Consider the following 19,913-nt stretch of genomic DNA (forward strand, 5'->3'; position numbering starts at 1 on the left):
CCGCGCTGCCGTTCGACTTGCATGTGTAAGGCATGCCGCCAGCGTTCAATCTGAGCCAGGATCAAACTCTTCAGTTTAATCTCTGTTTATTTGCCGATTTCTCGGCACCGTCTTTCGACGGGTCGCTCACTCAAAATACTGACAGGCCACTATTTTCATAGCGCCTATTTCATTACTTCTTGTGAACATTTGATATTTTAAGTATCAGCGAAACTAGTTCGCTGCGCACTTTCATCAAACGTCCACACTTATCGACTGTTAATTTTTAAAGAACTTATTCGGTACTGCTTGCTGAAGAAGCGTTGTGTTCATCAGCGAAGAGGCAAGAGTATGAAGTGTTTCGTTTATCTCGTCAAGCCTGTTTTTTTCTCCGCTCTTCGCTGCATTTGCATGCAGCGTTTTGCGGGGAGGCGAACTATAGCAAGAGCAGGCGCAGCTTGCAAGAGTAAAATAGCGGCTTCTCCGATTTATAAGTCGCCCATATGTTTATTCCAACTATCCCTGCTACTAATAACGAGACGCTGGCCGCCCTGCTGGACAAGGCCATTAACAATAAGACCAAGCCGCTGGGTAGCCTGGGCGTACTGGAGTCGCTGGCCAAACAAATAGGCCTGATACAGAACACGCGCGATGTCGCGATCACGCAGCCGACCATACTGGTGTTCGCCGCCGATCACGGCGTGGTTGCGGAGGGCATCTCCGCCTACCCGCAGGACGTGACCTGGCAGATGGTCGAGAACTTCCTCGCGCGCGGCGCTGCCATCAACGTCTTCGCTACACAAAACAACTGCGAGCTGCGCGTCATCGACGCCGGCGTCAATCACGACTTCGGCCCGCGCGATGGCCTGACCGATCGCAAGCTGGCACACGGCACGCAGAACTTCGCGCACGAACCAGCAATGAGCCGCACCATTTGCGAGGCCGCACTGTCCGCCGGCATGGCCCTCGCCGCCGAGTTGAAAGGCAATGTGGTCGGCTTCGGCGAGATGGGCATCGGGAACACCACCGCCGCCGCCGCGTTGATGCACAAGCTCACCGGCATCCCGGTCGCCCTATGCGTCGGCGCCGGCACCGGCCTGTCGGCTGAAGGCGTGCTGCATAAGCAGCGCGTGATCGAAGCGGCAGCAGCAAAGCACGACGTTACCGAACCATTGGACGTACTGGCCACCTTCGGCGGGCTCGAAATCGCCATGATCGCCGGTGCCATGCTGAAAGCGGCCGAGCTGCGTAAAGTACTGCTGATCGATGGCTTCATCGTCACCAGCGCACTGCTGGTCGCGGCCCGCCTGCAACCGGCGATCCTGGACTACTGCGTCTTCGCCCACTGCTCAAATGAAAACGGCCACCAGCAGATGCTGGCCGCGCTGGGTGCGAAGCCGCTGTTGAACCTGGGCCTGCGCCTGGGCGAAGGCACCGGCTGCGCACTGGCGCTGCCGCTGCTGCATGCGTCGGTCAACTTCCTGAACCAGATGGCCACATTCGAATCGGCCCAGGTCGGCGAGAAGTCCAAGTAACGCGCCGTGCATCAGCTACGCCTGTTCTTCACCGCGCTGCAGTTCTTTACCCGCCTGCCGATTCCCGGCTGGGTGGGCTTCGATCCCGCCTGGCTGAATCAGGCGTCGCGCTATTTCCCGCTGGTCGGCGTGGTGGTGGCGGCTATCACCGCCGGCGTGTACGCGCTGGCGGCGTGGATCCTCCCAGCGCCGGTCGCTGTACTGCTGTCAACCGCCGCCGGCATCTACGCCACCGGCGCTTTCCACGAAGACGGCTTCGCCGATATGTGCGACGGCTTCGGCGGCGGCATGACGCCGGAGCGCGTGCTGGAGATCATGAAGGATTCGCGCATTGGCGCATACGGTGCTATCGGCATCATCTGCCTGCTCGCGACCAAGTGCACGACGCTGTCGATGCTGCCCCCACTAACGGCCATCGCCGCGTTGTTTGTCGCCCATCCGCTATCGCGCCTGATGGCGACCTCGCTGATCTGGCGACTCGACTACGCGCGCGCGGAAGGCAAGGCTAAGCCGCTGGCGCAAAAAATGAGCGGCGCCGAATTTTCACTGGCGACCGCCTCCGCCGCCATTCCAGCGTTCGCGATGATCGCCTGCGGATGGATCACATGGAGCGCACTGGCAGCTGGCATCGCCGCCGGCGCCATCGCCACCGCCTGGCTGGCCCGCAAGTTCGTCCGCCGCATCGCGGGCTACACGGGCGACTGCCTCGGCGCCGTACAACAGCTCAGCGAAGTCGCGTTCTACCTGTGCGTGTTGGCCAGCATGCGCCACGGCGCACTGCCTTGGTAACGCCATGCGCCTGATACTGGTCCGCCATCCGCAGCCGCTGGTTGCCACCGGCGTTTGCTACGGCCGCAGCGACCTCGCCGTATCAGAGGATCAGCTGGCACGAACGCTGGCGGCACTGTCGGCCGCGCTGCCCCACGGCCTGCCTGTCTATAGCAGCCCACTGCAACGCTGCACCAGGCTCGCAGCGGAGCTGGCGCCGCTGCTGCAATCCCCCGCCCCACTGCTGGACGCCCGCATCGCCGAAATCGACTTCGGCGAATGGGAAATGCGCGCCTGGGACGACATCCCGCGCGCCGACATCGACGCGTGGGCCGCGGATCTGGTCAACTACCGCCCCGGCGGCGGCGAGAGCGTGCTGCAGATGGCCGGCCGCATCGCCGCTTTCTATGCTGACCTCCAGCGCCAGCAGCGCGACGCCATCATCATCTGCCATGCCGGCGCGATGCGCTTGCTGTCCGCATGCCACACCGGCCTGGCGCCCGCCGGTATGGCGCTGCAGGCGGCCCGGCATCCGCATCAAATCGGCTACGGCGCCACGTTGATCCTGCAAAGCCAAACCTCCAGCCAATGACCTCTGGAGCGCAAACCCGTATAATGGCGGGGTTTTGGTGCCCGCGCGTCTGTCCAGATGCGCAGTTAAACGGGAAACACGAAGCTTCTGGTCCACTCGACCAAGGCCCACGTGTGCTGCCCCCGCAACGGTAAGCAAGTGTCGCAGCGCATGCGCGACAGCCCTCCTCCGACAAACCACTGTGCTCCGCATGGGAAGGTGAGAAGGTCTAACTTGCCAGCCCGGATACCGGCCAAATCAGGTGGAAGTGAGCGAACGGGATGTGCGCGAACGGAAGGAGCCGGCATTGGTATCGGCGCTCCGCTGCATGCATCGTCCGGTTCTCCGCTTCTGTTCAATCTGGCCCACGGGGACGTCGGCCGGTTGCTATTAACAGAAAAACTACATGATGAATCTTCATATCTCCCGTCCGGCGGCCCTGACGTCGCTGGCACTGGCAATGGCCGCCTCCTACGCTCACGCAGAACCAATCGCCGGCACCGTGCTGGTCACCGCCACCCGCAGCCCCCAGCCAGTGGCCGACGTTATCAGCGATAGCGTCACCATCAGCGCCGAGCAGATCGCCGAATCCGGCGCCGGTTCCATTGTCGACCTGCTGCAACGCCAGCGCGGCATCGAGATCGCCCGCACCGGCGGCCCAGGCACCAACTCCACCGTGTTTATCCGCGGCGCCAACAGCAACCAGAACGTGGTCCTGGTCGACGGTGTGCGTATCGGCTCGTCGACCACCGGCGCCGCCAACTGGAGCGCGCTGCCGCTGACCTCCATCGACCATATCGAAATCGTCTACGGCCCACTGAGCTCCCTGTACGGCGCCGACGCCATCGGCGGCGTGATCCAGATCTTCACCAAGAAGGGCAAGGGCGCACCGGAATTCACCGCCTTCGCTGGCTATGGCACCGACAACACCCGCGAGGGCGATGTTTCGGTCTCCGGCGCCACCGGCGGTGAACACAGCATCAGCTACGCAATCAGCGCCGGCAAGGAAAAGTCGGACGGTTTCTCGGCCACCCGCCCAACCATCGGCAAGTCCTACAACGCCGACAAGGATGGCTACGACCGCGAAAGCGCGGCGGCGCAATTCAGCCTGCGCCTGGCCGAAGGCCACGAAGTAGGCGCGATGCTCCTGCATAGCAAACTCGATTCGCAGTATGACAACGGCCCGTCGTCCTACGATGTGCGCTCGCACGCGAAGCTCGAAAATGCCTCCGTCTACAGCAAGAACCAGATCCTGCCGACCTGGCAAAGCCTGGTGCAGTACTCGCAGGCCAAGGACGATGGCGCCAATTACAGCAGCGCCTCCGCGTTCGGCTATTCGCAGGCCAACACCAAGCAAACGGACTTCACCTGGCAGAATGATGTGCAGATCGGCGCCGACGTGCTGCAACTGCTGTACGACCACCGCAAGGAAGAAGTGCAGACCAGCGGCTTCACGCTGGACGCTTCGCGGCGCACCACCAACTCCCTGGCGGCTTCGTACAACGCCCGCCGTGGCGATAACCTGTTCAACGCCAGCGTGCGCCGCGACAAATCGGTCTACGGTGGGAAGAACACTGGCTCCATCGGCTACGGCTACACCTTCACGCAGGCGTTGCGCGCCACCGCCAGCTACGGCACCAGCTTCCGCGCACCGACCTTCAATGAACTGTACTACCCAAGCTATGGGAACCCCAACAACAAACCGGAGCAGGGCAAGAACGCCGAAATCGGCCTGCGCTACGACAACGGCTCCACCGCGCTGAGCGCAAGCTACTACCACAACCGCCTGACCGACCTCCTGGTGAACACGACGCCATGCCCATACGCCGGCGATTATTCCTACGGCTGCGCCTACAACGTTAACCACGCGCTGCTCGAAGGCCTGACCATGGCCGCCAGCCAGCAGCTGGGCCGCTTCAACCTGTCCGCCAACATCGACCTGCAGGATCCAAAGGACGAAACCAGCGGCAAGCGCTTGCAGCGCCGCGCCAAAAAGCACGGCAACCTGATGGCCGACTACAGCGCCGGCGCCCTGAAGGCCGGTGTGGAGATCGAACTGTCCGGCGACCGCTACGAAGACACCGCCAACACCGTCCGCATGGGCGGCTATGGCCTGGTTAATCTGTACGCGACCTACCACTTCAACCGCGACTGGTCTGCGCTGGTCCGCTGGAACAATATCGGCGACAAGCAGTACGATCTGGCGCGCAACTACACCACGCCGATGTCCAAGCTGTTTGCCGGCATCCGCTACGGCTACAAGTAAGCAGTAATGGTGTAATCTGCCGGGCGGGAAGCGCATCCGCCGAGCGCCCGGCAGTCTCTTTTTGAAAGCAGTGCATGCATTCTTTCTCCCGCAATCTGCGACAACGCGCCACCGTCACCCTGACCGTGCTGGTGCTGTTCGCGTTTGCCAGCCTGATTTTTTCGGGCATGACCGGTTCGGTCTCGATTCCCCTTTCCGATATCCCCGCAGCGGTCAATGACCTGCTGCACGGCCAGACCAACACCCTGGCATCCACCCTGCTCAACCTTCGCGTAGGCCGCGCGCTGACCGCCTTCGTCACCGGCGCGGCGCTATCGCTGACAGGCGTGATGATGCAGGCGCTGCTGCGCAATCCGCTGGCCGACCCTTATGTGCTGGGCATTTCCGCCGGTGCATCCGTCGGCGCCCTGGCCGCGATGCTGTTCGGCTGCGCCATCTGGATGGTCGACGCCTCGGCCTTCGGCGGCGCAGTCGCCATCGCGATGATGTTGTACCTGCTGGCCCGGCGCGACCTGCGCGGCGGCACGGCGGGCGAAGGCGGCACCGCGCTACTGCTGTTGACCGGCGTGATACTGTCCTCCGCCTGCATGGCGCTGGTGACGCTGATGCTTTCCATCGCTCCTGAAAGCCGCTTGCGCAGCATGATCTTCTGGATGATCGGCGACCTGGCCGGCGCGCCGTCGCGCGCGATGCCGTGGATCGTATTGGCCTGTGGCCTGGTGTTCGCCGTGCGCAGCGCCCGTTCCATGAACGTCATGGCGCTGCACGCCGAAGCCGCCGCCACGCTGGGCATCCGCGTCGGCGCGCTGCGCAAGGGTTTGTTCTTCGCTTCCGGTCTGCTGACCGCCAGCGCCGTCACCAGCGCCGGCAGCGTGGGCTTCGTCGGCCTGATCGTGCCGCACGCCTGCCGCTTCGCCATCGGCGCCGACCACCGGGTGCTGATCCCGGCGGCTACGCTGGCCGGCGGCACCTTCCTGCTGCTGGCCGACACGCTGGCCCGCACCATCATCGCGCCCCAGCAGCTGCCGGTGGGTGTGATCACCGCCCTGATTGGCGCGCCGATCTTCTTGTATCAACTGCACCGGCTGCGCAAATGATGATCAGCACCCACAACCTCTCCCTGAAAATCGGCCAGCGCCAGCTGATCGCGGATCTGAACTGGCGTGTGCGCGAAGGCGAATGCTGGAGCGTCATCGGCCGCAATGGCGCCGGCAAGAGCACCCTGCTGAAAACCCTGGCCGGACTGCGCAACCCGGACGGCGGCTATGTCACCATCCAGAACCGCGCCCTGCCCGACTGGCCGCTGGCCGAACTGGCGCGCCAGCGTGCCTTCCTGGCGCAGAGCCGCAGCGACGCCTTCGCCTACAGCGTGATCGAAACCGTGCTGTCGGCCCGCCACCCCTACCACGGCAACCGGTATTGGGAAGGCAGCGACGATCACGCCATCGCCCTGAAATCGCTGGAGGCTATGGAAGTGGCAGAACTGGCCGAGCGCGACGTACGCACATTGTCCGGCGGCGAACGCCAGCGCGTGGCCATCGCCGCCATGCTGGCGCAGGACACGCCGCTGCTGCTGCTCGACGAACCGGCCAATGCGCTGGACCTGGCGCACCAGGTCAGCGTTATGAGCCTGCTGGCGCGCTTGTGCCGCGACCAGGGCAAGACCGCGGTGATGATCGGCCACGACCTGACGCTGGCGCACAGCGTCTCCACCCACGCGCTGCTGCTGATGGGCGACGGCCGCTGGCTGGCCGGCACCACGGCCGAGGTGATGCAAGCAGATATCCTGGGCGACTACCTCGGGCATCCGATCGACATCATCCAGCACGGCAAGCGCAGTATCTTCATTCCCACGGAGGACCCAGCATGACTCAACAAAATAACGACGGCATCGACGAGCAAACCGCAGCGCTAAACGAACGCCATCGCGTTCGCATGGAGCGCAAGAAGGCCATCATCGACGCCAAGATCGCCGCCGCCGACAAAGAGATCGGCATCATCATCGTCAACACCGGCAATGGCAAGGGCAAAAGCTCCAGCGGCTTCGGCATGGTGATCCGCGCCATGGGCCACGGCATGAAGGTGGGCGTAGTCCAGTTCATCAAGGGCGCGATGCAGACCGGTGAAGAGCTGTTCCTGCGCCGCTTCCCGATGGAGGTCAGCTTCCACTCGATGGGAGAAGGCTATACCTGGGAAACCCAGAACCGCGAACGCGATATCGAGAAGGCGCAGCTGGCATGGGAGCAGGCGAAGCGCTTCCTGGCCGATCCCGAAATCGGCCTGGTGCTGCTCGACGAACTCAATATCGCCCTGAAATATCGCTACCTGGACGTGGAGACAGTCATCAACGATCTGCTGGCCCGCCCGGCAATGCAGCACGTCGTCATCACTGGACGTGGCGCGCCGCCGGAGCTGATCGCCATCGCAGATACCGTCACCGAAATGGAAGTCGTCAAGCACGCCTTCAAGGCAGGCATCGGCGCGCAATTGGGCACCGAGTGGTAATGGCCGCGCATATCGAAGTCAAGGCAGTGCTGGTGGCGGCCGTGGCCTCCGGCCAGGGCAAGACCACGGTGACGGCCGCGCTGGCGCGCAAGCTGGTACGGCAGGGCAAACGGGTACGCGTGTTCAAATGCGGCCCGGATTTCATCGATCCGATGCTGCTGGAACGCGCCAGCGGCGCGCCGGTACGCTCATTGGACCTGTGGATGGTCGGCCATGAGCTGTGTCGCAGCCAACTGGCGCAAGCCGCCGCCGAAGCGGATGTGATCCTGATCGAAGGCGTCATGGGCCTGTACGACGGCACGCCGTCGTCCGCCGACCTGTCGCGCGAATTCGGCGTGCCGGTGATGGCGGTGATCGACGCGGGCGCCATGGCGCAAACCGCGGGTGCGCTGGTCCACGGCCTGCGCGACTATGGCCCGGTACAGATGGCGGGCGTGATCGCCAACCGCGTCGCCAGCGAAGGCCACGCCAAGATGGTGGCGGCCTCGCTACGGGACATTCCCCTGTTCGCGACCTTGCCGCGCCAGGCCAAGTCGCTGCCCGAGCGCCACCTCGGCCTGGTGCTGCCCGGCGAAGTCGTCGACATTGAACAGCTGCTCGACAATCTGGCGGACCAGCTGGTGTTCGACGAAGCGGCATGGGAACGCCTGCCGCCCGTAAGCATCGAGATCCCGCCAGCCACGGAACCGCAAGCACCGCTGCTTGCAGGGCAAAACATCGCGGTCGCGCGTGATCCGGCCTTCATGTTCATTTATCCAGCCAACTTGGACACCCTGCGCCAGCTGGGCGCGACGCTGACGTTCTTCTCGCCGCTGGCCAATGAGCCCGTGCCGGCGGAAGCGAACGCCGTCTATCTGCCGGGCGGTTATCCCGAGCTGCATGCGGAGGCGCTGTCGCAAGCAGCCATATGGCAAGCATCGATCCGCGCGGCCCACGCGGCCGGCATGCCCATCGTGGCCGAATGCGGCGGCATGATGGCATTGGCCGACACCCTGGCCGACCAGGCAGGCACGGTATGGCCCATGGCAGGTGTACTGTCCGGCGCCGTGGCGATGCAAGCGCGCCTCGCGGGCCTGGGTTCGCAGGGACTGACGACGGAACACGGCGTCCTGCGCGGCCACACGTTCCACTACTCCAAACTGGAGACAGCGGTGGAGCCAACGGCGTACACTATCAAACATCCATCCGCCGTTCAGGGTGAGGCTTGGTATCGCGTAGGCTCCCTGAAGGCGTCGTATTTTCACGCTTACTTTCCATCCAATCCGGCGGCCGCCGCCGCCCTGTTTTCAAGGAGCGCAGCATGACACGTACATTGGTTCTCGGGGGCGCACGCTCCGGTAAAAGCGGATATGCGGACCGCCTGGCGATCGAGTCGGGCAAGGAAGTCGTCTACATCGCCACGGCCACCGCCGGCGACGCCGAAATGGCCACCCGCATCGCACATCATCGCGCCGGCCGGCCGAGCGAATGGACCACGGTGGAGGAGCCGCTGGCACTGGGAAACCAGTTGCTGCGCTGGTCCTCGCCGGACCGTTTGATACTGGTCGACTGCCTGACGCTCTGGCTCAGCAACCTGCTGTTCAGCAGCGGCGAACAATATCCGGACGTGGGCGAGATCACGCTGCCCGCACTCTTCCACGAGCAGCAGGACATGCTGGCCAGCGCGCTGACCAAGTGCGCCAGCGACGTGGTACTGGTATCGAATGAAGTCGGCATGGGCATCATGCCTTTCGGCGCCATCTCCCGCTGCTTTGTGGACGAACAGGGACGCCTGAACCAGGCCATGGCCGCCCTGTGCGATCGCGCGGTCTTCGTCGCCGCCGGCCTGCCGCTTGTGCTAAAAGGAGCGCCGTGCTGACAGGTTTAGGTTTTGGCGTCATCGCCTTGCTGATGGTGGCCGGCGTAGTGCTCGACCTGATGCTGGGCGAAACGCGCCGCTGGCATCCGCTGGTCGGCTTCGGCAACCTGGCGATGGCGCTGGAGCGGCGCCTCAACCGCGGCGGCCAGCGCTTCTGGCGCGGCGCACTGGCCTGGACGCTGGCCGTGCTGCCGCTGACCGCCCTCGCCGCCCTGCTGGTCTGGCTACTGGGCACCAACGGCGCGCTGCCATGGATAGCCCATGCCATCATGCTCTACTTCTGCCTCGGCCTGCGCAGCCTGCGCGACCACAACCTGCCCATCGCCGACGCGCTGGCGCAGAATGACCTGCCCAATGCCCGCCTGCTGACCGCCCGCATCGTCAGCCGCGACACCACCAGCGCCAGCGAAATCGAACTGACCAAGGCCAGCGCGGAATCCCTGCTTGAAAACGGCAACGACGCCGTCTTCGGCACCCTGTTCTGGTTCATCATCGCCGGCGGTCCCGGCGCGGTGCTGTTCCGCATGGCGAACACGCTCGACGCGATGTGGGGCTATCGCACGGCGCGGCTGCTGCAATTCGGCTGCACCGCCGCCCGCATCGACGATGCGCTTAACTACATCCCCGCACGCCTGACCGCCCTCTCCTACGTGCTGCTGGCATCCGGCGTAAAGGGCAAGCTGCGCGCCTGGCATTGCTGGCGCACGCAGGCCCCAGCCTGGAGCAGCCCGAATGCGGGACCGGTCATGTCCAGCGGCGCCGGCGCGCTTGGCGTGCAGCTTGGCGGCGCCGCCATTTACGACGGTGAAGTGGAACACCGCCCGCCGCTGGGCGAAGGGCAACCCGCCACCGGCACCGACATCAGCCGCGCATGGCGGCTGGTCGCTCGTACCACGGCGTTGTGGCTGGCCGTTGCCAGCGCAGTCGCCATCTGGATGGAGCTCGCACATGCTTGAACACGGCGGCAACCTGCGCGACGCCGCGCTGCGCTTCGGCCGCGACGACTGGCTGGACCTCTCGACCGGCATCAATCCCCATTGGTATCCCGCGCCCGCGCTGCCGGGCAATGCGTGGCACCGTCTGCCCGAAGCCGATCCCGAACTGGCGCTGGCTGCTGCCGCTTACTATGGCGCGCCGCTGATGTTGCCGGTCGCCGGAACGCAGGCCGCGATCCAGGCGCTGCCCCGATTGCGCAAGCCTTCGCGCGTGACCGTGGCCGCACCGTCCTACGCCGAACACGCGCACCACTGGAACGACCACGGACACACGCTGACGCAAACGCCATATGAGGCACTGGACGCGGCGGTCGCGAACAGCGACGTCATGGTGATCTGCAATCCAAACAACCCGACCGGTGCCAGCGTACCCGCCGCCCAGCTGCTGCAGTGGGCAGACCAGCTGGCGGCGCGCGGCGGCTGGCTGGTGGTCGATGAAGCCTTCTGCGACACGGCGCAGCACAACAGCGTCGCGGCCCATAGCGGACGTCCCGGCTTGATCGTCCTGCGCTCGGTCGGCAAGTTCTTCGGGCTGGCCGGCATTCGGCTGGGTTTTGTGGCCGCGCATGCGGACCTGCTGCGCGATCTGGCGGACCTGTTGGGACCGTGGGCTGTCAGCGGTCCCGCCCAGCACATCGCGCTCGCCGCGCTGCGCGACCGCCCATGGCAAGAACACACGCACGACCAGCTTCTGGCAAGCGGCGAACGTCTGCGCCAGCTGCTGGCGGCGCACGATATCCGTTCGGCCGGCACCGCGCTATTCCAATGGTGGAGCGAGGACCGCGCGGAAGCCTTCTGGCAGCACATGGCGGAACGCGGCATCTGGGTACGGCTGTTCAAACAAGCCGCGCGCGGCATCCGACTCGGCCTGCCACCCGACGAAGAAGGTTGGCAACGGCTGGAGACGGCGCTGAACGAATGGACCAACAAGGAACACACATGAACAAACCGACGTGCAAAATACTGGCCGTCCTGACGGCGCTGGCGATGGCTGCCGACGCCAGCGCCGCGATCACTGTACGCGACGACGACGGCAATGCCGTCACATTGCAAAAGCCCGCGCAGCGCGTCATCGCCATGGCGCCGCACGTGACGGAGCTGCTATACGCGGCCGGCGGCGGCGACAAGATCGTCGGCGCGGTCACTTACAGCGACTACCCGGAAGCCGCCAAGAAGCTCCCGCGCATCGGGGACAATCGCCAGGTCGACATGGAGCGCATCATCGCCATGAAGCCGGACCTGATCGTCATCTGGATGCATGGCTCCTCCGAACGCCAGATCGAAACGCTGCGCCAATTGAACATCCCCATGTTCCACAGCGAGCCGACAAAACTGGAAGGCATCGCCGACAATGTGCAGCGCCTGGGCCAATTGATGGGCACCGAAAGCGTCGCGCAGCCCGCCGCCGCCGAAATCCGCCAGAAGTTCGCCGCGCTGTCCAAACAATATTCCAACCGTCCGCCGGTACGCATGTTCTACCAGGTGTGGGACAAGCCACTCTACACGCTCAACGGCGTCTCCATCGTCAGCGACGCGATGCGCCTGTGCGGCGGCGTCAATATCTTCGCCGACCTGAAGGTGACGGCGCCGGTGGTCAGCAACGAAGCGGTGCTGCAGGCCGATCCCGAGGCGATTTTCGGCACCAGCGAAAAGAACTACGGCGGCGTAAACCTATGGCGCCCCTACACGACAATGAAGGCTGTCCGCAACGACAACCTGTTCACGCTGGACGGAGAACTGCTGAACCGCGCCGGCCCGCGCATGGTCGCCGGTACCGCCGCCCTGTGCGAAAAACTGGAACTGGCGCGACAGCACCGGAAGAACTGATATGAGCTTTCCCTATTCGACCCTGATGGTTCAGGGCACCACCTCCGACGCCGGGAAAAGCACCATCGTTGCCGCCTTGTGCCGGCTGCTCAAGCGTCGGGGCGTGCGTGTGGCGCCATTCAAGCCGCAGAACATGGCGCTCAACAGCGCCGTCACAGCGGACGGTGGCGAAATCGGCCGCGCCCAGGCGCTGCAGGCCATCGCCGCCGGCGTGGCGCCGCATACCGACATGAACCCGGTGCTGCTCAAACCATCGAGCGATATCGGCGCACAGGTCATCATCCACGGCAAAGTGCGCGCCGAGATGAACGCGCGCGACTACCACCAATACAAGACCATCGCCATGCAGGCGGTGTTGGAATCGCACCAGCGCCTGCTGGCGCAATACGACAGCGTGGTCGTGGAAGGCGCCGGCAGTCCGGCGGAGATCAACCTGCGCGACCGCGACATCGCCAACATGGGCTTCGCCGAAAAGGTCGACTGCCCGGTGATACTGGTGGCGGACATCGACCGTGGCGGCGTGTTCGCGCACATCGTCGGCACCCTCTCCTGTTTATCCGAGAGCGAGCGCGCCCGCACCATCGGCTTCGTCATCAACCGCTTCCGCGGCGACATCAAGCTGCTAGAACCCGGCCTGGAATGGCTCGAACAGCAAACCGGCAAACCGGTGCTGGCGGTGCTGCCTTATCTGCATGGCCTGTTCCTCGACGCCGAAGACGCGGTCCAGCCGGTCCAGGCCTCGCGAGGCGCCTTCCGCGTGGTGGTCCCCAGCCTGCCGCGCATGAGCAACCATACGGATTTCGACGCCCTGCGCGCCCACCCCGACGTGGACCTGCATTTCGTGCGCCAAGGCGAACCGATTCCAGCGGCCGACCTGATCATCCTCCCCGGAAGCAAGAACACGCGCGGCGATCTCGATTGGCTGCGCGCCCAAGGCTGGCCAGAGCAGATCGCCCGCCACCTGCGTTACGGCGGCAAAGTGATCGGCGTCTGCGGCGGCTTCCAGATGCTGGGCCACAGCGTGACCGACCCGCTGGGCATCGAGGGCAAGCCAGGCACCTCCCCCGCACTCGGCCTGCTCGACATGAACACCGAAATGACGGCCGACAAACGGCTGGTGCAGGTACAGGGCGTATGCGCCTTCGACGAGGACAAGGCCAGCGTCAGCGGCTACGAAATCCACATGGGCACCTCGACCGGCGGCGCGCTCGACACGCCGGCCTTCATCATCGATGGCCGCCCCGAAGGCGCGCGCTCGGCCGATGGCCAGATCCTCGGCACCTACTTGCACGGCTTGTTCGACACGCCGCAAGCCAGCAGCGCGCTGCTGCGCTGGGCCGGACTGCACACGCAAAACACGGTGGACACCAGCGCACTGCGCGAGGCCAGCCTTGATCGCATCGCGGACGCCGCCCAGCCGCTGTTGGACGCCCTGCTTGCGCTGCACAGCAAGGAGGCATCTGTATGAGCACCGCCAGCCCACATGCATTTTCGCCCGCCGAAATCGAAGGCGTCTACCGCGCCATCCGCGAGCGGCGCGATGTTCGCCATTTCAAACCGGGCCCGCTGGAGCCGGGACAGCTGGAGCGCTTCATCGGCGCCGCCCACAATGGTCCCAGCGTCGGGTTGATGCAACCTTGGCGCTTCATCCGCATCGCCAATCCCGCGCTGCGCGCGCGGATACATCAGCACGTGAACGAAGAGCGCATCAAGACCGCAGAAGCGCTGGGCAAGCGCGCCGAGGAATTCATGCAGCTCAAGGTGGAAGGCATATTGGCCTGCGCCGAAGTGCTGGTCGTCGGTCTGATCGACAAGCGGGATCAATACGTATTCGGCCGCCGCACCATGCCGGAAATGGACCTCGCCTCCGCCGCCTGCGCGCTGCAGAACTTCTGGCTCGCCGCACGCGCGGAAGGCATAGGCGCCGGCTGGGTATCGATGTTCGATCCGCAGCGGTTGCGCGACATTTGCGGCATGCCGGCCGGCAGCCAGCCCATCGCCGTGCTATGCGTCGGCCAAGTGGACGAGTTCTATACCGCGCCGATGCTGGAGCTTGAAAAGTGGGACCAGCGCCGGCCACTTTCCGACGTCATGTTCGAAGACCGCTGGGACAATCCGGCCGGAGTGGCTTAAGCCCCGGGGCACTCCTCGATCCTGCGATTTCCCGGCCCCGGCAAGGTGCGCAGGCTGCGCTCCGTCGCGGCCGTGAACTCGTGCTTGAAGACGGTATCAACAAACCGCCAGTCGCAGCGCACCTGCTCGTGGCTGGCGGTGACGATCATGTAACCGCGCTTGCTGGTTTGCGCGTAGTACAGCGGCTCGATCAAGTCCAGCATCATGCTCGCGACATCCTCGGGATCGCGGTCCGGGTAGGCGCTCTCCAGACCCGGCGACGAAGCCGACGCCGTCGCAAACTCCACGCCCACCTGGCGCCCCTGTGCGTCGTGCAGGTCGCTGGCCCAGGCGTTGTGGGTATCGCCGGCCAACACCACCATGTTCTTGCGATGGCGCTGCATCATGGCGAACACCAGTTCGCGGTCGTTCTGGTAGCCATCCCACGAATCCATGTAGCAGGGCAGCGTCGGCGCGGTCAGCCAGCGCTTTTCCTTGCCGCTGACGCAGGAAGGATCCGCGGCGGCACGCTTCTTCAGCGCGGAATAGTCGGTGCAATTGCACTCTCCCATGGCGACGGCGGTGGGATATTCCATGCGCGCCATCAGCACCTGCTGGCCCAGCATCTGCCAGCGCGCCTTGGAATCCTGCACCTGCCGCTCCAGCCACGCCATCTGCTCGGTGCCCATCATCTGCCGGCGGGGCGAACAGACGTCGTGCTTGTACTTCTCGACATCGAAGCGCTTATGTTCGTCGTAATAGGAGGACATCATCAGCTGCTGGTCGCGACCAATCAGGCGCGTGTCCAGCATATGCAGCGATACCACGCCGCCGAAGTCGAACGAACGATAGATTTTTTCCGGAGCCGCAGGATCGGGCGCGCGGATCGGCATCCATTCATGGTAGGCAGTCATGGCCGCCACCTTGCGCAAAGTGAAGGGGCCATATTCCGAAGCCTTGTGTTCGGCCGAGCCATCGCGCCAGGTATCGTCGGCGAATTCGTGATCGTCCCACACGGCGATGAACGGCAGTACGGCATGCACGGCCTGCAAATCGGGATCGGTGCGATATTGCGCGTAGCGGCGGCGATAGTCCTCCAACCGCAGCAGCAGCTCACGCGGTTCGGATAAGCGGCCCAGTGCCTCCGCATTATCGCAGGCGTAGCCGTCGCTTTCGTACTCGTAGATGTAGTCGCCGATGTGCAGCGCGGCGTCGATGTCGTCCTGGCGCGCGGCATCGGCGTAGACGTTGAAGTAACCGGACGGATAATTCGAGCACGAGAACACCGCCAGCCGGACCTGGCGCACGTCGCTGCGCGGCAGTGTCTTGGTGCGCCCCACGACCGACTTCACCGCATCGACCGCAAACTGGTAGTAGTAGACATGCCCCGGCAGCAGTCCGGCGGCATCCACCTTGACGGTGTAGTCCTTCTGCGCCGACGTTGAGACGCTGCCATGTGCCACCACCGCCTGCATGGCCGGATCGGTCGCCATCTGCCAGCGGACAGCGATATCGCCGCTGTCGTCGCTGCGGCGCGGCGTTACGCGTGTCCACAATATCACCCGGTCGATGAGCGGATCTCCGCTGGCCACGCCATGATCGAAACCGGCCGGGGCATCGTCGGCGATGCTGGCCGCGGTGCTGCTACAGCCGCTCAGGCCCGCGCCCGCGCCCACACCCAGCAAGGCGGTGGCGCCCATCTGGCGGATAAACCCGCGACGACCAGGGAACAGCGACTTAGCGTCCATATCAACTCCATTGGCCATTTCGATGTGCGCCAACTTACGCCCGATTCGTGACCGCCTTATGACCTATAACCCCAGCGTGGCTTTTGTGTGACAATCGTGTGCATGAATACATCCGCCGCCAAGAGCTACCTTCCGTGGGTGGTCGCAACCGCCCTGTTCATGGAGCAGCTAGACTCCACCATCGTCAACACGGCGATTCCCAGCATGGCAGCCAGCTTGCAAGTGACTCCCCTCAGTTTGAAAGCGGTCGTCACCAGCTACATACTCAGTCTGGCGGTATCGATCCCGATCAGCGGCTGGATGGCCGACCGCTTCGGCACCCGCCGGGTGTTCATGAGCGCGGTGGCGATATTCACCGTGGCGTCGGTGCTGTGCGGGCTGTCGGTCAATTCGCCGATGCTGGTGGCGGCGCGGCTGCTGCAAGGCCTGGGCGCGGCGATGATGATGCCGGTCGGCCGGCTGACCATCGTCCGCACCTTCCCCAAATCCGAACTGCTGGCGGCGATGAATTTCGTGATCATCCCGGCGTTGATCGGCCCTCTGCTCGGCCCCACGATCGGCGGCTTGATCGTGCACTGGCTGACGTGGCGCGACATCTTCTTCGTCAACGTGCCGGTGGGTGCGGTGGCGATCTTCCTGGCGCACCGCTATATGCCGGATTACCACGGCGACGATGCGCGGCCGCTGGACATCGTCGGCCTCGTATTATTCGGCACCGGCGTGGCGCTGCTGTCATGGCTGTTGGAGATCTTCGGTGAGCACCAGATCGATATCACTTCTGCCACGGTGCTGCTGTTCATCGCCTGCAGCCTGTTGGCGGCCTATGTGTGGCACGCCAGGGATGCGGCTTTCCCCTTGCTGCGACTGGCGCTGTTCAAGATACGCACCTTCCGCGTATCCGTGATGGGAGGTTTCATCACGCGTATCGGAGTCGGCGGACTGCCCTTCCTTCTGCCACTGCTGTATCAACTTGGATTGGGACTGCCGGCATGGCAATCGGGCCTGCTGATGATGCCGTCCGCCGCCGCGGCCATGGGCATGAAGTTCATCTCGGTGCGGGTGCTGGGCCGCTTCGGCTATCGCCAGGTCCTCACCGTCAACACGGTGTTGATCGGATTGACCATCAGCCTGTATTCGTTCGTCCAGCAGGGAACGCCGTTGTATCTGATCGTGATGATCAGCCTGTGCCTGGGCTTCTTCAATTCGCTGCAGTTCTCCGCCATGAACAGCATCGCCTACGCCGACGTGGACAGCGCCGACTCCAGCATGGCCAGCACCATGGCCAGCTCGATGCAGCAGCTGTCGATGAGCTTCGGGCTGGCGACAGGTTCGCTGATCACAGGCTGGTTCCTGGGCGGACTGCCACAATCGAACCGTCTTGCGCTGACTGGCGCTCTGCATCACGCTTTTCTGACGCTGGCGGTGCTCACCGTCCTGTCCTCGCTGACCTTCTGGTCATTGCGTCAGGAGGATGGCGAAAGCATCAGCAAAGGCAGTGCGGCCTGAATCAAAACGCCGTCAGCGCTTTGGTGAACTTGATCAGCCAGAGACGGCTTGGACGTTCACGATCCTCGCCGCGCGCGACGCGGATCGTGTTCGCGGCATTGCAGCCGGTGGCGCTACTGGTGATGATCGTGCCCGCCGCATCGACCGTGCACTTGGTGACATCGGCATCTTCAATCGCCACGCCGGCTGCGGTGAAGATCTTGGTTTTCAGGCCGAAGTCATTGTCGTTCGCCAGTGCGAGCGTATTGCCGTCGAGGATAGTCAGGCCTTCGGCTTTCTCCGCCTGCCAGCCTATCGCGTTCAAGTCCAGCAGCAGGGTTTTCTTCAGCGTCGTCACCGATTTCCAATCGGCGCCGTTGACCGCCACGCCGCCCATGCTGCTCTTCTCCAGGTCCGAAGTCTTGGCGTTGTAGGTCGCGCCGGCGATGTCGGTCGCCGCGCCTATCTCCACCAGCATCAACCTGTTGAACACTTTGCCGTTTGGTGCGGCGCCCTGTTCGATCACGATGAATTTGCCATTACCCAAAGCGACCAGCTCCCCCAGCTTGGCGTTGCCGGTGCGGCCGTCCTGGTAGTCGGCGGCATCGAGCGGGTACGCGTACATCTTGCCCGAGGTGCCGGAGACCGGATCGAATTCCACCCAGCGAGTGAAGCGTGCGTAGCGTTCGATCGCCTCGTTCTTGCCGGTCACCGAGTAGGCCGCAGTGCCGTCGGTGAGTGGGCTTTGCAGGAAGCCGTGCAGCTTGTCGGTGCTGGTGTCCAGCGTCAGGCCTTCCATGCCGCGGTTGGCGCGGCGCTTCTGGAAGATATCGGGCAGGCCGCTGCCTGGCGCGTACTTGTTGAGGATGATGCCGGTGGCCGGATCGACCTTGATGATGAACGGGCCGTATTCGTCGGAGATCCACAGCACGTTGCGCTTCTTGTCGACGACGATCGCTTCTGTATCCAGGCCGCCTGCGTTGAAGGTGGCTTTGCTGGAGGCGTCGTACTTCATCGTGTCGATCACCGGCAGCTCGGCCGAATTGCCCAATGCGCCAGGTGCTACTGGCAGGCCGGAGGCGTTGACCGCAGCCGATACCTTGATCGGCGTCGACGAAGTCAATACCGCGCCGGTTTTGCCGACAGTGATCACGCCGAACGAGGGCGCAAAGCTCGGCGACGGGAAGATCTTGGCTCCGGTGACACCGCTGCCAGTCAATGCCGGCAGGTTCGGCCCATCGCCGTTCGGACCACGGTCGGTCAAGCCGTAGAATTCCAGGTCGCCGTTGGCGTTGGTGCCCTTGAAGGCCAGCGACGAACCGTACGACGGCAGGAATCCTTGCGGGAAGTCTTCCTTGACCTTGGCGTTGGCGCCTTCGTACGGCACATAGTAGCTGGCCGCGGCCTGCACCTGATAGCGCGTGACGTTGACGGCGACTGCGCCCAACGGCGTGTTCTGCGTAAAGGACTCCGCCACCGGCGTGCCCACCTTGGAGGCCAGCGTGTCTTCGAAGTGCTCGCGCACCAGCGCGCGGCGGCTATCGTCGATGGTGCGGGCGGCGTACTTCGCGCCGGCGGCGGTCAGGTTGGCGCTCATCGCGGTGTTGAAGGCGGTAGCGTCCAGCGAGAAGTCGGCGCTCTTGGCGGCAAGCGCGGTTTTAACATCGGCGGCGATCTTGATGCCATTCGATGGATCGCTGTCTTCATCGAGCAGCTGCAAGGCCAACAGGCGGTTGACCACTTTGGTATCTTTGACGTCAGTCACGCCGGCCAGCTCCAATGGCGTGATGGTGGCGGCGCATGGCGCGCTGCCCAGCGCGACGCCACCTATGCTGAAGCTGACGGTATCGCCGGCGTAGCAGGTGAACTCTCCCTTGGCGGAGGTGCTGGCTTTCGCGGCGGTGCCGGCGACGTAGTCCAGGTTCTCCACCGCGCCGTCCAGGAACACGCCGGTGGTCGGCGTTTTGGCTGGCGCGGCCGTATCGCTACCACCGCAACCGGCCAGCGCGGAGAATACCGCCAGCGAAATCAGGGAAAAGTTTTTCATGCTCTGCTTGCCTCGATTGAAAAGGAAGCAAGTTTACCGAGACGAGGTTACATGGATGTGACAGACGAAAAAAAGCCCCGACTGGATCACCAGAAGGGGCTTTTTAATATAACTAGCCTGACGATAACCTACTTTCACACTGGTTGCAGCACTATCATCGGCGCAGAGTTGTTTCACGGTCCTGTTCGGGATGGGAAGGGGTGGGACCAACTTGCTA

17 protein-coding genes, 2 rRNA genes and 1 riboswitch are annotated in these 19,913 nt (G+C 64.0%); of the genes, 15 read left to right on the top strand and 4 right to left on the bottom strand.

The features are described from left to right. Positions 1-77, bottom strand: a 16S ribosomal RNA gene (locus ACUJB0_RS31390); the annotation flags it as partial. A gap of 405 nt (positions 78-482) precedes the next feature. Between ACUJB0_RS31390 and cobT the strand changes: the two genes are divergently transcribed. From cobT to bluB, 14 genes are all read left to right on the top strand, one after another. Further along, positions 483-1,514 (top strand): nicotinate-nucleotide--dimethylbenzimidazole phosphoribosyltransferase, encoded by a 1,032-nt coding sequence (cobT, locus tag ACUJB0_RS31395; RefSeq protein WP_444848687.1) that lies wholly within the window; start codon positions 483-485, stop codon positions 1,512-1,514. Positions 1,515-1,520: 6 nt separating this feature from the next. Further along, positions 1,521-2,303 carry an adenosylcobinamide-GDP ribazoletransferase gene (locus ACUJB0_RS31400; protein WP_444848688.1) on the top strand — a complete coding sequence of 261 codons (783 nt, stop codon included), beginning with the start codon at positions 1,521-1,523 and terminating at the stop codon, positions 2,301-2,303. Between the two features lie 4 nt (positions 2,304-2,307). Continuing rightward, positions 2,308-2,874, top strand: a complete 567-nt coding sequence (locus ACUJB0_RS31405) for a histidine phosphatase family protein (RefSeq protein WP_444848689.1) — start codon at positions 2,308-2,310, stop codon at positions 2,872-2,874. An 18-nt stretch (positions 2,875-2,892) separates the two neighbouring features. Beyond that, positions 2,893-3,125, top strand: a riboswitch (cobalamin riboswitch). 134 nt (positions 3,126-3,259) lie between these two features. Beyond that, positions 3,260-5,119 (top strand): TonB-dependent receptor domain-containing protein, encoded by a 1,860-nt coding sequence (locus ACUJB0_RS31410; RefSeq protein WP_444848690.1) that lies wholly within the window; start codon positions 3,260-3,262, stop codon positions 5,117-5,119. A gap of 74 nt (positions 5,120-5,193) precedes the next feature. Then, the gene (locus ACUJB0_RS31415; protein WP_444848691.1) at positions 5,194-6,216 is read left to right on the top strand and encodes a FecCD family ABC transporter permease; all 1,023 of its coding nucleotides are present in this window, start codon (positions 5,194-5,196) and stop codon (positions 6,214-6,216) included. After that, the gene (locus ACUJB0_RS31420) at positions 6,216-6,989 is read left to right on the top strand and encodes an ABC transporter ATP-binding protein (protein WP_444848702.1); all 774 of its coding nucleotides are present in this window, start codon (positions 6,216-6,218) and stop codon (positions 6,987-6,989) included. Before ACUJB0_RS31415 ends, ACUJB0_RS31420 begins: the two co-directional genes overlap by 1 nt. Next, positions 6,986-7,624, top strand: a complete 639-nt coding sequence (gene cobO / locus ACUJB0_RS31425) for a cob(I)yrinic acid a,c-diamide adenosyltransferase (protein ID WP_444848692.1) — start codon at positions 6,986-6,988, stop codon at positions 7,622-7,624. The genes ACUJB0_RS31420 and cobO overlap by 4 nt, the downstream gene beginning before the upstream one ends. Then, positions 7,624-8,928 carry a cobyrinic acid a,c-diamide synthase CobB gene (locus tag ACUJB0_RS31430; protein ID WP_444848693.1) on the top strand — a complete coding sequence of 435 codons (1,305 nt, stop codon included), beginning with the start codon at positions 7,624-7,626 and terminating at the stop codon, positions 8,926-8,928. The genes cobO and ACUJB0_RS31430 overlap by 1 nt, the downstream gene beginning before the upstream one ends. After that, on the top strand, positions 8,925-9,482 hold the full coding sequence (gene cobU / locus ACUJB0_RS31435; RefSeq protein ID WP_117015883.1) for a bifunctional adenosylcobinamide kinase/adenosylcobinamide-phosphate guanylyltransferase: 558 nt from the start codon (positions 8,925-8,927) through the stop codon (positions 9,480-9,482). Before ACUJB0_RS31430 ends, cobU begins: the two co-directional genes overlap by 4 nt. Continuing rightward, on the top strand, positions 9,476-10,438 hold the full coding sequence (cbiB, locus tag ACUJB0_RS31440; protein ID WP_444848694.1) for an adenosylcobinamide-phosphate synthase CbiB: 963 nt from the start codon (positions 9,476-9,478) through the stop codon (positions 10,436-10,438). The genes cobU and cbiB overlap by 7 nt, the downstream gene beginning before the upstream one ends. After that, a complete protein-coding gene (gene cobD / locus ACUJB0_RS31445; RefSeq protein ID WP_444848695.1) occupies positions 10,431-11,420 on the top strand; it encodes a threonine-phosphate decarboxylase CobD in 990 nt (329 codons plus the stop codon). Before cbiB ends, cobD begins: the two co-directional genes overlap by 8 nt. Further along, positions 11,417-12,304 carry a cobalamin-binding protein gene (locus ACUJB0_RS31450; RefSeq protein ID WP_444848696.1) on the top strand — a complete coding sequence of 296 codons (888 nt, stop codon included), beginning with the start codon at positions 11,417-11,419 and terminating at the stop codon, positions 12,302-12,304. The genes cobD and ACUJB0_RS31450 overlap by 4 nt, the downstream gene beginning before the upstream one ends. A gap of 1 nt (position 12,305) precedes the next feature. Beyond that, positions 12,306-13,772: a cobyric acid synthase gene (locus tag ACUJB0_RS31455; protein ID WP_444848697.1), complete on the top strand. Its 1,467-nt coding sequence runs from the start codon at positions 12,306-12,308 to the stop codon at positions 13,770-13,772. After that, entirely contained in the window at positions 13,769-14,437 is a 669-nt protein-coding gene (gene bluB, locus ACUJB0_RS31460; protein ID WP_444848698.1) for a 5,6-dimethylbenzimidazole synthase, read from the top strand. The genes ACUJB0_RS31455 and bluB overlap by 4 nt, the downstream gene beginning before the upstream one ends. Here the strand turns inward: bluB and ACUJB0_RS31465 are convergent. Further along, on the bottom strand, positions 14,434-16,164 hold the full coding sequence (locus ACUJB0_RS31465; protein WP_444848699.1) for an alkaline phosphatase D family protein: 1,731 nt from the start codon (positions 16,162-16,164) through the stop codon (positions 14,434-14,436). The two genes, bluB and ACUJB0_RS31465, sit on opposite strands and share 4 nt — an antisense overlap. Positions 16,165-16,266: 102 nt before the next feature. On the opposite strand from ACUJB0_RS31465, the gene ACUJB0_RS31470 reads away from it, so the two are divergent. Next, positions 16,267-17,670, top strand: coding sequence for a DHA2 family efflux MFS transporter permease subunit (locus tag ACUJB0_RS31470; RefSeq protein WP_444848700.1), 1,404 nt, complete (start codon positions 16,267-16,269; stop codon positions 17,668-17,670). A gap of 1 nt (position 17,671) precedes the next feature. Here ACUJB0_RS31470 and ACUJB0_RS31475 read toward each other — a convergent pair whose 3' ends face one another. Then, on the bottom strand, positions 17,672-19,696 hold the full coding sequence (locus ACUJB0_RS31475) for an esterase-like activity of phytase family protein (protein WP_444848701.1): 2,025 nt from the start codon (positions 19,694-19,696) through the stop codon (positions 17,672-17,674). 115 nt (positions 19,697-19,811) lie between these two features. After that, positions 19,812-19,913, bottom strand: a 5S ribosomal RNA gene (gene rrf, locus ACUJB0_RS31480); the annotation flags it as partial.

It is taken from the genome of Duganella caerulea (assembly GCF_040362985.1).
GTDB lineage: Bacteria > Pseudomonadota > Gammaproteobacteria > Burkholderiales > Burkholderiaceae_D > Rugamonas > Rugamonas vulcania.

Excerpts from the sequence above, each read along its gene's own strand:
- ACUJB0_RS31430 (WP_444848693.1), top strand. The coding sequence starts at position 7,624 with ATGGCCGCGCATATCGAAGTCAAGGCAGTGCTGGTGGCGGCCGTGGCC.
- ACUJB0_RS31450 (WP_444848696.1), top strand. The coding sequence starts at position 11,417 with ATGAACAAACCGACGTGCAAAATACTGGCCGTCCTGACGGCGCTGGCG.
- ACUJB0_RS31420 (WP_444848702.1), top strand. The coding sequence starts at position 6,216 with ATGATCAGCACCCACAACCTCTCCCTGAAAATCGGCCAGCGCCAGCTG.
- cobU (WP_117015883.1), top strand. The coding sequence starts at position 8,925 with ATGACACGTACATTGGTTCTCGGGGGCGCACGCTCCGGTAAAAGCGGA.
- ACUJB0_RS31475 (WP_444848701.1), bottom strand. The coding sequence starts at position 19,696 with ATGAAAAACTTTTCCCTGATTTCGCTGGCGGTATTCTCCGCGCTGGCC.
- ACUJB0_RS31405 (WP_444848689.1), top strand. The coding sequence starts at position 2,308 with ATGCGCCTGATACTGGTCCGCCATCCGCAGCCGCTGGTTGCCACCGGC.
- bluB (WP_444848698.1), top strand. The coding sequence starts at position 13,769 with ATGAGCACCGCCAGCCCACATGCATTTTCGCCCGCCGAAATCGAAGGC.
- ACUJB0_RS31455 (WP_444848697.1), top strand. The coding sequence starts at position 12,306 with ATGAGCTTTCCCTATTCGACCCTGATGGTTCAGGGCACCACCTCCGAC.
- ACUJB0_RS31465 (WP_444848699.1), bottom strand. The coding sequence starts at position 16,164 with ATGGACGCTAAGTCGCTGTTCCCTGGTCGTCGCGGGTTTATCCGCCAG.
- cobO (WP_444848692.1), top strand. The coding sequence starts at position 6,986 with ATGACTCAACAAAATAACGACGGCATCGACGAGCAAACCGCAGCGCTA.
- cobD (WP_444848695.1), top strand. The coding sequence starts at position 10,431 with ATGCTTGAACACGGCGGCAACCTGCGCGACGCCGCGCTGCGCTTCGGC.
- ACUJB0_RS31410 (WP_444848690.1), top strand. The coding sequence starts at position 3,260 with ATGATGAATCTTCATATCTCCCGTCCGGCGGCCCTGACGTCGCTGGCA.
- cobT (WP_444848687.1), top strand. The coding sequence starts at position 483 with ATGTTTATTCCAACTATCCCTGCTACTAATAACGAGACGCTGGCCGCC.
- ACUJB0_RS31415 (WP_444848691.1), top strand. The coding sequence starts at position 5,194 with ATGCATTCTTTCTCCCGCAATCTGCGACAACGCGCCACCGTCACCCTG.
- ACUJB0_RS31470 (WP_444848700.1), top strand. The coding sequence starts at position 16,267 with ATGAATACATCCGCCGCCAAGAGCTACCTTCCGTGGGTGGTCGCAACC.